The 12,278-nt window shown below is 24.7% G+C and carries 12 protein-coding genes; 4 read left to right on the forward strand and 8 right to left on the reverse strand.

Translation table 11 applies throughout. From position 1 onward, the window contains the following. Nucleotides 1-4 precede the first annotated feature (4 nt). Entirely contained in the window at nt 5-682 is a 678-nt protein-coding gene (locus BRE_RS01770; RefSeq protein ID WP_012538837.1) for a LolA family protein, read from the reverse strand. Nucleotides 683-821: 139 nt separating this feature from the next. Between BRE_RS01770 and BRE_RS01775 the strand changes: the two genes are divergently transcribed. From BRE_RS01775 to amrB, 3 genes are all read left to right on the forward strand, one after another. Next, nucleotides 822-2,231 carry an NFACT RNA binding domain-containing protein gene (locus tag BRE_RS01775; RefSeq protein ID WP_012538838.1) on the forward strand — a complete coding sequence of 470 codons (1,410 nt, stop codon included), beginning with the start codon at nt 822-824 and terminating at the stop codon, nt 2,229-2,231. 113 nt (nt 2,232-2,344) lie between these two features. Next, the gene (gene pyk, locus BRE_RS01780; RefSeq protein ID WP_012538839.1) at nt 2,345-3,778 is read left to right on the forward strand and encodes a pyruvate kinase; all 1,434 of its coding nucleotides are present in this window, start codon (nt 2,345-2,347) and stop codon (nt 3,776-3,778) included. Nucleotides 3,779-3,825: 47 nt separating this feature from the next. After that, nucleotides 3,826-4,533, forward strand: coding sequence for an AmmeMemoRadiSam system protein B (gene amrB, locus BRE_RS05970; RefSeq protein WP_232212711.1), 708 nt, complete (start codon nt 3,826-3,828; stop codon nt 4,531-4,533). 18 nt (nt 4,534-4,551) lie between these two features. Here the strand turns inward: amrB and rpmB are convergent, their stop codons facing one another. Next, nucleotides 4,552-4,830, reverse strand: coding sequence for a 50S ribosomal protein L28 (gene rpmB, locus BRE_RS01785; protein ID WP_012538111.1), 279 nt, complete (start codon nt 4,828-4,830; stop codon nt 4,552-4,554). 9 nt (nt 4,831-4,839) lie between these two features. Further along, nucleotides 4,840-6,402: a hypothetical protein gene (locus BRE_RS01790; RefSeq protein ID WP_041178186.1), complete on the reverse strand. Its 1,563-nt coding sequence runs from the start codon at nt 6,400-6,402 to the stop codon at nt 4,840-4,842. Between the two features lie 119 nt (nt 6,403-6,521). Between BRE_RS01790 and BRE_RS01795 the strand changes: the two genes are divergently transcribed. Next, the gene (locus tag BRE_RS01795) at nt 6,522-7,637 is read left to right on the forward strand and encodes a hypothetical protein (RefSeq protein WP_012538841.1); all 1,116 of its coding nucleotides are present in this window, start codon (nt 6,522-6,524) and stop codon (nt 7,635-7,637) included. Here the strand turns inward: BRE_RS01795 and BRE_RS01800 are convergent. From BRE_RS01800 to BRE_RS01820, 5 genes are read right to left on the reverse strand one after another with little or no spacing between them, the layout of a single operon-like run. Then, on the reverse strand, nt 7,632-9,437 hold the full coding sequence (locus BRE_RS01800; RefSeq protein ID WP_041178187.1) for a hypothetical protein: 1,806 nt from the start codon (nt 9,435-9,437) through the stop codon (nt 7,632-7,634). The two genes, BRE_RS01795 and BRE_RS01800, sit on opposite strands and share 6 nt — an antisense overlap. Before the next feature lie 14 nt (nt 9,438-9,451). Further along, complete coding sequence (locus BRE_RS01805; RefSeq protein ID WP_012538843.1) at nt 9,452-10,396, reverse strand: hypothetical protein; 945 nt, start codon at nt 10,394-10,396, stop codon at nt 9,452-9,454. Between the two features lie 26 nt (nt 10,397-10,422). Next, nucleotides 10,423-10,917, reverse strand: coding sequence for a CarD family transcriptional regulator (locus tag BRE_RS01810; protein WP_012538844.1), 495 nt, complete (start codon nt 10,915-10,917; stop codon nt 10,423-10,425). A 44-nt stretch (nt 10,918-10,961) separates the two neighbouring features. Next, nucleotides 10,962-11,555, reverse strand: a complete 594-nt coding sequence (locus BRE_RS01815) for a hypothetical protein (RefSeq protein ID WP_012538845.1) — start codon at nt 11,553-11,555, stop codon at nt 10,962-10,964. Further along, nucleotides 11,548-12,276 carry a 16S rRNA (uracil(1498)-N(3))-methyltransferase gene (locus BRE_RS01820; protein ID WP_012538846.1) on the reverse strand — a complete coding sequence of 243 codons (729 nt, stop codon included), beginning with the start codon at nt 12,274-12,276 and terminating at the stop codon, nt 11,548-11,550. Before BRE_RS01820 ends, BRE_RS01815 begins: the two co-directional genes overlap by 8 nt. Nucleotides 12,277-12,278 lie beyond the last annotated feature (2 nt).

Below are 12,278 nucleotides of genomic sequence, written 5' to 3' on the forward strand. Positions count from 1 at the left end.
CACCTCAGGTCTTTTTAACATCATATAAAAAATTATCCACCTTATTTGCATTCTTAGGCAGATCATATTTAAATTTACTATCAGAAATTCCAACATTAAACTTGACAGACAAAAGATCAATCACTATTTCTCGACCACCATCTGTAGGATAAGCAATAACTCTTCTAATTGCACCACTTGGTGTAAAGGCAATCATAAAAGAATCAATTGTGGCAGCACCTTTATAAAGCCGTCTTGAAAAAGTCAGTTTCATAAAATTTTCAGCCCCTCCCCTTCCCCCAGATTCATCAAGAGGTTCTAAATTAGGAGAATTAGTATAAGATACACTATACTCAGTACTCAAAATATTCATAAAACCACTTCCCGATTTTCCCATAGTTAACTGTTGTCTAAAAGAAGTACCAAGAGACGGAACATAAATGGTCAAAAATTCTCCATCACTCACAAAGACCTGATTATTTGAATCTAAATTAATAATAAATTTATCGGGAGATTTATATAACAAAGTGCCTGTCTGTTTAAGACCTTTTATATTAAGACTAATCTTAGCCTGCATATCATTTACATTTTGATATTTTGAATGAACCTCCTCAAAATATTGATTGGCAGATATTTGGGCAAAAAGCAAATAAGGAGATATAATTAATATTATCTTTTTTATTTTGTTCATTATAAAACTCATACACTAATTAAGCTACATTTAATAACAAATACACCTCTAAATACCAATAGTACAACTTGTCATAATAAGCTATTATTTATAATATACCATTTTGTAAACTAATAATAAACATATTTAGCAAAAGATCAAAGGAGATAAAATGTCATTAAACTATCACGAAATAAACATTTTGCTTGAAGAATTGCCATTAATAAATTCATTTTTAAAAAAAATAAAACAACCTAATTACAAAAACTTAGTTATAGAATTTTACAATAAATCAACAGATGAAAAAATTTTTAATGTATTAATATCTCTAGATCCACAAAAAACAAGAATTCACAAAACAAATAAAAAATTTGAAAATATCAAACCTCCTCTAAGATTTTTTGAATTTTTAAAATCAAAAGTCACAAATGCCAAAGTATGCGAAGCACATCAAATAAAAAATGAAAGAATAATTTTAATAAAAATAAATAAAAACCAAAATTATTATTGTATTTTTATAAAATTATGGACATCTTCTCCTAATATAATTGTCACAGACACAAATTTTAAAATTCTTGATGCATACTACAGAAGACCAAAATCAAAAGAAATAACAGGTGAAATATTTACAAAAGCCAAAAAAATTATTGAAAATAACGATATGACTGAGAAAAAAGAAGTCAAACTCAAAAATGAATATGACAACAAATTACCATACTCAACATTCATTGAAAATTACTATGACAACTTAAAAATAAAAGAAACTAAAACACATAATACAGAAATGTTTAATAAAACATATGAACAAGAAAAAATCAACTTAGAAAGAAAAATATACTCTCTAAACAAGCAACTAATTTCAATGGACATAATAGCAACTCACAAAGAAAAAGGTGAAATGATTTTATCAAATATAAACAAAATTAAAAAAGGAATGAGTGAAATTACTTTACAAAACAACAATGAAGAAGAAATTAAAATAACATTAGAAAAAAAATTATCTCCTCAAGACAATGCTTTAAAATATTTTAAAACATACAAAAAAAACAAAATTTTTCTTAAGATTGTGCAAGAACAATTAAAAAATGCAAAAACACAATATAACACATTAATATCAAACACAACTTATACAAAAGAAAAAAACCATATAACTCTGACTAATGAAAAAACAACAAAACAAAAAACCATTCAAAAAACATCTATTGGGCTCCATTTTATATCTCATGGATTTGAAATTATTGTGGGAAGAAATGCAAAAGAAAATGACGAACTCTTAAGAAGTTGGGCAAAAGGAAATGATTATTGGTTACATACAAGAGATTATCCTGGTGCTTATGTATTTATTAGAAATAAAAAAGACAAAACACCTCCTCTTGAAGTTTTAATAGATGCTGGTAATTTATGTGTATTTTATACAAAGCCAGCAAAACAAGCGGGAAAAGCTGACCTTTACTATACCAATGTCAAATATTTAAAAAAAATTAAAGGAGAAAAAAAAGGACTTGTAATACCTCACAGAGAAAAAAATTTAAACATTAAATTAGATCTCAAAATATTAAACAAACTTAAAAACAAAAATTAAGTTTATAATATATCCTAACTTAAATCTAAAAATTAAATGACAAGTTCTTTCAAAAATATTGTTATTGGGGATTAAAAAGCATAAAATTTAAATACTGTAGGAGAAAAATAAATATGATACAAAAATTAACAAAAATAGTAGCAACAATATCAGATCTAAGATGCGATCCAGAACATATAAAAGAATTATATGAAGCAGGTGTAAATGTAATACGACTAAACACTGCTCATCAATCACATGCCGATGCAATAAAAGTCATAAATAATGTTAGACAAGTTTCAAATAAAATAGCATTAATGATTGATACAAAAGGACCAGAAGTTAGAACAGCTAATATTGAAAAGCCTATTACTGTTAAAATAGGAGACAAAGTAATAATCTCTACAACACCTATAAATGATTCTAATGCATTTCAAACTAACTATAATGGATTTGTTAATGAAGTTCCAAATGGAGCAAAAATTCTAATTGATGATGGTGAACTTGAAATGATTGTCATCGAAAAATCTGCAGATAAGTTAATTTGCCAAATTAAAAACGATGGACAAATTAAAAACAAAAAATCAATAAATACACCAGGAATTTCACTAAAATTACAATCCGTTACTGATAAAGACAAAGGCTTTATTGAACTTGCAGCAAAACAAAATATTGATTTTATTGCACATTCTTTTGTAAGGCATGCACAAGATATTCAAGACGTCAAAGATATATTAAACGCCGCAGGAAATCCAGACGTAAAAATTATTTCCAAAGTCGAAAACCAAGAAGGAATTGATAACATAGAAGAAATTGCCAAAGCTTCCTACGGAATTATGGTTGCAAGGGGAGATATGGGAGTTGAAATACCTGCTGAAGATGTTCCTTTAGCACAAATTAAAATAACTAAAACCTGCATTAAGTACGGCATACCTGTAATTACAGCAACGCAAATGTTGCATACAATGATTGAAAATCCAAGACCTACAAGAGCAGAAGTATCTGATGTTGCCAATGCAATTCTAAATGGTACAGACGCAATAATGCTATCTGGAGAGACAGCTTATGGAAAATATCCAATTGAAGCTGTTAAAATGATGACCAAAATTGCAAGAGAAGTCGAAAAATATAGAGAGCAAACACTGTTTCAAGATGAAATTTTCTGTAGCAAAAAAATAATAAGAAATTACATTATAAAATGTGCAATCGATGCAACTAAAATAATGCCTATTAAAGCTATTATCGTTGATTCACTTAAAGGAAGAACTGCCAGAATAATGGCAACATATAGAGCAAGTGTGCCACTATTTATTACGACAAATAATGAAAGAATAGCAAGAGAACTATCACTCTCTTATGGTGTTTATTCTAATCTTGTTGAAAACAATTTTAAAAGAACAAATGAATTTGTAGCAACTTCTCTTAAAATGCTTAAAACACAAGAAATAGTTAAAAATTCAGATATTATAGTAATTATTTCTGGAAATCCCAACAGAGATACCAATAAGGGTACAGAATTTATGGAAATAAACACAGTAGAAGAAGCAATTAAGGGACATAATTTATAAATAAAATAAGAAATAGTTTAGTTGATAACATTTTTTATCCAACTAATATAACACCAAAATTATTCAGCTTATATAAAAGAAAAACTCATAAAGCACTTTTAACTAGTTATGGGACTTATGAGTTTTTCTTAGATAAAATTGATATATTTAAAAAAATAATAACTTACAATACAAAAAACATATTTATATTTTCATATACAAAAGAAAATTCAAAGATTAATATATCAACTCATAAAGCTTGGAAATTTTTTGATAAAACAATTGATGTTAATTTAGACATAATAAATTTAATAAAAAACTTTACATTTACAAATGTAGAAGACAAAATAATAGAAAATGATCACAAAATTGAAATTGTATTAAATTTTATTAAAGATATAACACAAAATATCAAAATTATTCCCATTATTTTAGGTAACCCCAAAAACCAAACTATTAAAGAATATTGCACATTTTTAAAACCATTTACAACGCAAGAAGAAAATTCTTTTATATTTTTATCTCATTTTATTTCACACTCTACAAATCTAAATAAAGCTACCCAATTAGCAACAACCTTAAAACAACTCTTAAACACGTCTTCCTTAAATTCATCAATTTTACTAGAACATCACAAATCACATAAAATATTTCCTGAAAATATAACTGCCCTTATTATAATTCATCAAATTTTTACTAACTTTGAATTTTTAAATCATCAAATCATTAACAATAACAATGAATATTCAATAATAGAAAATATACTAATAAACTAAATTAATAAAAAATAGTCTTTAAATGAAATCATCAATTTTTTTATTATTTTTCTTTAAAAAAACATTCAAACCTACTTTTGAAATACTTCTTAAAGTACTTGCAGAAATCTTAATACTAACATTTTTCCCAAGTTCTGGAATAAAAAATTTCTTATTTATTAAATTAACCTTAAAAGTTCTCTTAGTCTTAACACCAATATGTTGTCCTGCTCCACCTTTCTTTTTGGCAAGTCCCTTTCGTGGAACATTATTCCCAAACATTGTCCTTTTTCCTGTAATTTCACATTCTCTCCCCATCTAAATCTCCTAAATTCCATTTTTCTTAGTTAGATACAAATCCATTAACTTTAAAAATAAAGTTAATCCTTCAATGATATTTTTAATTATACTACTAAAGTTTACATTATTGCCATAACTTTTTACAAGTTCAAGATCAAGTTCTTTCCAATTATAAATAAGTTCCTTTTCTGAAGAAGGTTTAAAATAATCTTCTAAACAACCACTTAAAAGCTGTTTTAAAGAATAAATTTTTGAATAATAGTCATTTAATAAAATTAAAGCTTTTTTATTCACATCTACTATTATATTTAACAATAATTTTTCTGATGATTTGTCTCCTCCAACATAAACCCTATGCAAAAGTGCATTTATTCTATTGCCATAATTACCCTGTTCCCCAAGACTATTATCAAAATCAATAAGATTAGAATAAATATTAACTAAGTCATGAATGTCATTAGAAACATCTCTAGAAATTTCCATATCTTTCCATTGTCCTTTAATAATCAGGATATTAACAATATCATTTAAATCTTTTTTTACTAAATTAACAGCATGAGTTTTCAAATAACCTAAAATGTCAGCGTAAACATATCCGGTAGTATTTGTAATTTTAGATGTAATTTTCATGTTCATATGCTCATTATAATTATCTAAAGTTAAAAGAGTAACTCCAGGAAATAATTTTTTTGCCAAAATTTTAGATTTGCTATTTTTTTGCAAAATTTCAGATTTTAACATCTCATTTGAAACATGTTTAGAGAGATAATTAAAAAACGCTTTTGCTTTTGTCTTTTTAAGGCCAGAAATAGGCAAATAATTGGGATCACCACTAACATATCTTACAAGATACAAAATTTCTTTATTTTTATTTATCTCAATTATAGATGTTATCATCTTAAGCCAAACATTTGGCTTCATAGGAAAATTATCTTCATCTCCATATATTTTTAAGAGAATATCATAAAGATTTCTCCAAATAGAAATATCCTTAATAGAATAAATACATTCCAAATAATCCTTAATATCATCAAGGATTACTCCACAACTGACAGCACTAAATCTAGGTTTATATATAAAATCATCTTCTGGAAATAAACTATCAAAATGCTTAATAAGAATATAATACTGATATGAAGCTAAATCAAAAAAGATATCTAAAGCTCCACAAGTTTCATCGATCAATCTGACCTGTTCCTGAGTTATACTTTTCAATAAATAATTTAAATTGGTATCCAAATTTTTCAGCATATCAGATGTAAAATTTACTATCTCATTAGCAGAAAAAGAATAAATATGTTCCAAAGCTTGCTTTTGAGTACTATTTAAATACTTCTCAACTACAAAATGAATTATCTCATTTGAATTTCGATATCTTTGCACAAATAACTTTAAAGGATAAAAAACCTTATAAAGATTATAAATAAACTTAGCAAACTGAGGTAAAGCTTGTATTTTGGAAACGCTAAAAAAATTACTTGACTTACTTAAACTTTTTTTTACTTCTTTAAGCCTTCTCTGCTTCACTTGCTCAGGAGTACGTTCTCTATTAAAAATAGCAACTAAAAAATCAACTAAACTCACATTAATAGCTCTCCTTTTGAATACAAAATTTAAAGTTATCAAAGATATCCAAAATTATAAAATAACTATAAAAATTATACATAATTTATTGTAAAATAAAAGTCAATGTAATAAACATATTTTTTATGTATATAAAGAAATTAATTTTAATGACAATTTTAGCTTTAATTTTCAGTTGCTCAAAAGAAACTGCTATTACTATCTTAACTGACAATAAAATTATTCCTATTTATATAAATCAATTTAATGTTCAAAATAAAACAAATTTTATTATCAAGTACAAAAAAAATATTAACGTACAAACCATTAATAAAGAGAATGCTCAAATAATCATTGCAAAAAACTTAGACAACATAAATATAACTAAAAACTTTAAAAATATACAAAAATATTATTATTCTGACTATCCAATATTAAATAACATATCAAAAAAATTTGCATACAAAATTGTACCATTAAGTTTCGATATTCCAATCTTAATATATAAAAATGAATATGATATACAAAAATATATTGATATACAATCAATCAAAGAAATATATACAAATTTCAAAAAAGACAAAAAAATTTTCATATCTCCTTATATTTCTGAAAATATATTTTATACAATATCTGAAATCAACGATATAAATATTTACTTTGGAAACAACAAGCCAGAATATGATGAGAAGAAAATATTAAATATAATTAATTATTTCAAATCTTTTATAGATGTGAACGAACTTACATTGCATAAAAATTTTACGGAAAAATACAAATATTTAAATTTAGAGACGATACTACTACAACAAAAAACTATTTTAATTGCAGGTTTAACCAACTTAGCATATTACAATAAACTAAATCAGAATATTAAAGACAAAATTAATTTTTCATATTTAACAAATAAAGAAAAAAAATCATCGATATGTAATATAAACTTTATGGGTGTTAAAGAAACATCACAACCTATAGCAAAATTTATTCGATGGATATTAAATCAAAAAATACAACAATCATTAATCACACTTAAAGATAAAGCAAAATTTAATGAACATTTTGGATTGATTAATGGATTTACACCATATAAAGGATTGAACTTAAAATTAAAACATGTAATTAAAGAAATCCCACAATTTATTATAAATGAAAATTATATGAATAAAGATTCATATATTCTTAATAAAGAACAAATAGAAAAAGAAAACAACATAATTAATGAATTAATGTTATATAACATCAAAAATGCAAATTCTTCATAAAGACGGTATATCTTTTTTATAATTGACAAGCATTACGTACAATACAATAAGGAATAAAAAGGAAAAAATTAAAATAAAAGATATGTATATATTACCAGACAAGTGCATAAAGAGTGCTATTAAAGTTAACAATAAATAATTTATCAAAAGAGATACAATACCTGAAAAAATAGCTACTACTATAGATACAAGAAATACCATAAATTTTAAATCAAACTCAAAATCCACTTTAGAAGCTACAGCAATAAATAGAACACCAAAAAAAACTAATAAAATAGGACTTATCATTAAGAAAAGACTTGAAGAAAAAATACCTATCAATCTTAAATTGAATGTCTTAATTTGGTTAAAAGCACTGATTAAAACTTGAATAGGTAAAAAAATACTACCTTTAACAGAATTTGCAAATAAATGTAAATTATCAACATTATTATTAAGATCAATGATTTTTATATCACTTAAGTCAAAATCTTTAAGCAATACAAAAACTCTAGTAGCAGTAATATCACTATTTTCACTTTTTTTATCTAAAACATTTTGATAAACCGTATTGCCCTTAAGAGTAGCAAATGGAACTTTTATATGTAATATAACTTTACCTAAACTATCAAACCTAATAAGTTCAAAATTTTTAATCATTTTAGTATAAGAAAAAACAGTATTTACAACCTTTTGCATATAAATATAATCATATGTACCATCACCAGAATTGCTCTGAACTAAAAATACATCATTGATGCCATAATGTTCATAATATTTTTCAATCTCATCAAAAAAGAAATAATGAATTTTAAGTTTATCTAAAGACTTATTCTTATAACTTAAAATCTCATTATCATTTGGAAACAAATTATGAAGCTTTAAAAAACCATAATATGCTGGTTTAAATTTCTCTGTATTTAGATATAAAAAATTCCTCTGTTTCTCTTCAAAAATCGAAGCTTCTCTTTCAAGTTCAACATTTTTATACTCATTAATAGCTTTAAAAGTTAAATCTAAAAGCGCAGAAAATTCATCATCTTTGGTTGCAAAAAATCCTATATAAGCAAAATAATTAGCCGTAGCATAATCACCCTTATCAATAAATCCATTAATAATATCCTGAAAATCTCTTTTGCTCAAACTTTTTATTAAATACATTTTAAGAGTCTTTCGAACTTTTTCTAAATCAACACCATAAAGAGGCATTCTATCATATTCAGATCTGGCCAAATAATAATTAATAGAAAGTTCATCATTATCAGAAATAAGCCTCATTTTTTCATATATCCTAAGCAATTCCTCAAGATATTTCTTTTTCTGCTTAAAAACCTCTACCAATTCATTGACATCAAGTGTCTTATTTGAAGATAAATTTATATCGATATTTTTAAGCTCATTCATTATTGTAGTTGTCTGCTCTGCAAGAAGATTATATCTCTCATAATTATATTTATATTCATTTTTCTGAGAAAGAATATAAGACATAATAGAATTAAAAATTAATACAAAAACAATACCTATTACAAAAAATAAAAACATAAAAGGATAAAATTTTTTAAACAAATATCCTTTATATCCCTTAAAATAAAGCCGTGTTTCTGGTTTCGCTAAAAAAATAAAATAAATCAAAACAAAAAAAATAAAAAAACCATTAAAATTATGATATACACTCAAAACAGTATCAAAAAATGTAGCTACTAATATATGTTTTTCTAAATAGGCAACTCCAAAAAAATATGTATAACAAAAAACCAAAGCAACAAATAAAAATAGAAAAACAATAAAATTACTTAAAAATGTAAACAATTCTTTTTTCATATCTAACAAATTAATTAATGTAACGTATTATTATCAAATCCTTCATTCACTTTAATATATTTAAAAAGAAAACCAATCAAATAAGTAGAACAAAATGTAAGTACACAAAAAATGAAAGTAAGATAATTAGATATTACATTTTCACCCATAATTAAATCTAAACTCTCCGGAAATTCAATTGCATAAATATTATAAACTTTAAAAAACAGTATGACAAAAATAGGATAAAGGAATAAAGACAAACTATTGAGAAATATAAAATTAAAAATATAAGAAAACGAAAATAAAAGCAAAACAAATCCAAATATATTCAATATCAAACCAAAAGATTCTAAAGAAAGTAAAAAATTATTAAAAATGTCTAAATCATTAAAAGTATAACCAACTAAATTACTATAAAGCTTTTGAGTAAAAAATGCATTTTCATTAAAATTCGCCACATCAGATTCAGAAAATCCTGAATTATATGAAAAAGATTTAAAATCCTCATCATCAAACTCATTATCTGTAATTTTTAAAACACCTTTAAACCCAAATGATTTAATATCATTACTATAAAAAACTATTTGATCATCAAAAAAATGCACAGTATCATCTTTAATTATCTTCTCATCCCTGTTATGTAAATCAAAAAAGATAGTATTAAAATTAACAGAAGCTAAAAATCCAAAATAAGACAAAAACAATATAAAAATAAAGACAACAATATATAAAATCCCAGAAACTCTGAATGTAGTCATACTAAAAGGATAAGCAATTCTCATAAAAGTAACAACTAAAGATAAAGGAAAAGCATAAAGATAAGCATCATAATAAAGTTCAAAACTTAAAACAGAAAGATCTACATGTAGGAATGTGTACTTCAAGTAAGATGTACAAACAAAAACAAACGAAAAGAGAAAAAACATAAAAATAAATCTACAAGATATTAAGGATATAAACCTTACAATATTTAACATATATGTTCCTACAAGTGATAAACAATCTAATCTAAGACTGCCTGCCCCCCAGAGAGAACTTCTCTAATCTTTTCTTTGGCTTCTTCAAAACTAATTTGCAAAGCTAAACTAATCTCATGTTGTAAAATTAATTCAAAATCATTTAAAATTCTCTTTTCATAAAAAGGCAACTCTTTTTGCATAGATTTTACATACAAAAATTTATATAACTTAGCAGTACTTAATATATCACTCTGCTTATAAAAATCATGACTACCATCTTTGATCTTTTTTTGATCTATTTGCCCCTCAAAATCCTTAATAATATCAAAAACTTCTTCTACCTTTTCTTTACTAACCAAAGCTCTAATTCCAAGATCTGCCGCTCTAGCTACTGGAACCATGAAAGTCATCTCATTAAATGGAAAATATATTTCATAATAATCAATAAATTCACCATTAAATTCCTTATTCTGAATATTTTTTATTTTGCCTACTCCCTGCATTGGATACACTACAGCCTGATCTAATACAAATGACATTTCTTTACCTCATTAAACTTGTAAACAATTAAAACCAAAAGAAATCACAAAAACACAGTTAAATTTGTTCTAATTCCAAATTTATTGACATAAAACAAATTTTCAAGATAATTACTATTACAAAAACTTATTATCATACTAGGAGTAAGTTTATTAATATTAGCAAAAAACATTTCCTTATTTCTCTTAACAGCCCTCAAGTCATAGTAACCAATAAAGTTAATTTCTTTATGCGACTCTTTTAATCTTAAAAAATTTTTTTTAGAAATTATTTTATCTTTATCAATAATATAACACGTTTTATATGTATTCTCCAATACACTCATTAAAACAAGTAAAATAGAATTTGAATCATAACAACCAATATCAATCCTCTTTAAAAATTTACAAAGTGTTCTAAGTAACCTTGAATTTGAAAAAACAAGAGAAGAACTTTTAACAAGATTTCTAAAACTCTTAAAGATCAAAAATTTTAATAAAGATTTACAGTCAATAAAAATTACCATTGAATGATACGGATGAGATATTAGATATTCAAATCTACTAATCAATTTTTCATGATTTTTAAACACATCTATTGGCGCTCCAAAAAAATAAATCCTATCTGGTTTTGAATATATATCTTTTAAATTAGCCATTATTACCCTCTAATAATAATTTAAAGTGAGCAAGTGCATAAACAATAGCTGTATCAGCTCTTAAAATAGGAGTATTAAATCTTACAAATTTAAAATTCAATTTTTTAAAAAAATCAATTTCCAACTTTGAAAAACAACCTTCAGGACCTATTAAAATCCCAATTTTACCAAAAACACTAATGTTTTCACCCAAATGCAAAAAATCACCCTTACTATAAGCAACGTAATAATTCACAGATGACGAATAAGGAATACTAAAAAAATCATTATAAAAATTAATACTGGGAATTTGAGCATTTCCACTTTGTTTTAAAGCCTCATCTATTATCTTTAAAAATCTTAATTTCTTTGGTTCTAAATTATCCATATCTAACTTAGCAATAGAATTATCAGCATTAACAATATTTATACTATTAACACCAATCTCAACAACTTGTCTTAAACTTAAATCTAATTTCCTACCCTTAAGATTTGATATAAATATATCTATTTCAAAGTCACGCATCTTAAGCTCCTCTACTCTAAGAGTAGCAAACCTAATTCGGTGATTTTCTATACTCAAAATTTCAGAAAATCTTATCTCTCTTTTACCTAAAAGAATATTCAATCTATCACCTACCCTTAATCTTCTTACATTAACAAGATAGTGATAAATCTTAATATCATCAATAATGATGTCATCATCAAATAGACAACTATAATCTAAAACTATTTGTTTCACAA

It is taken from the genome of Borrelia recurrentis A1 (assembly GCF_000019705.1).
In the GTDB taxonomy this organism is placed as follows: Bacteria; Spirochaetota; Spirochaetia; order Borreliales; family Borreliaceae; genus Borrelia; species Borrelia duttonii.

Bases quoted from the DNA above. Each gene is read 5' to 3' on its own strand.
- BRE_RS01770 (WP_012538837.1), bottom strand. From the start codon at position 682: ATGAGTTTTATAATGAACAAAATAAAAAAGATAATATTAATTATATCT.
- BRE_RS01775 (WP_012538838.1), top strand. From the start codon at position 822: ATGTCATTAAACTATCACGAAATAAACATTTTGCTTGAAGAATTGCCA.
- pyk (WP_012538839.1), top strand. From the start codon at position 2,345: ATGATACAAAAATTAACAAAAATAGTAGCAACAATATCAGATCTAAGA.
- rpmB (WP_012538111.1), bottom strand. From the start codon at position 4,830: ATGGGGAGAGAATGTGAAATTACAGGAAAAAGGACAATGTTTGGGAAT.
- BRE_RS01795 (WP_012538841.1), top strand. From the start codon at position 6,522: ATGTATATAAAGAAATTAATTTTAATGACAATTTTAGCTTTAATTTTC.
- BRE_RS01800 (WP_041178187.1), bottom strand. From the start codon at position 9,437: ATGAAAAAAGAATTGTTTACATTTTTAAGTAATTTTATTGTTTTTCTA.
- BRE_RS01805 (WP_012538843.1), bottom strand. From the start codon at position 10,396: ATGTTAAATATTGTAAGGTTTATATCCTTAATATCTTGTAGATTTATT.
- BRE_RS01810 (WP_012538844.1), bottom strand. From the start codon at position 10,917: ATGTCATTTGTATTAGATCAGGCTGTAGTGTATCCAATGCAGGGAGTA.
- BRE_RS01815 (WP_012538845.1), bottom strand. From the start codon at position 11,555: ATGGCTAATTTAAAAGATATATATTCAAAACCAGATAGGATTTATTTT.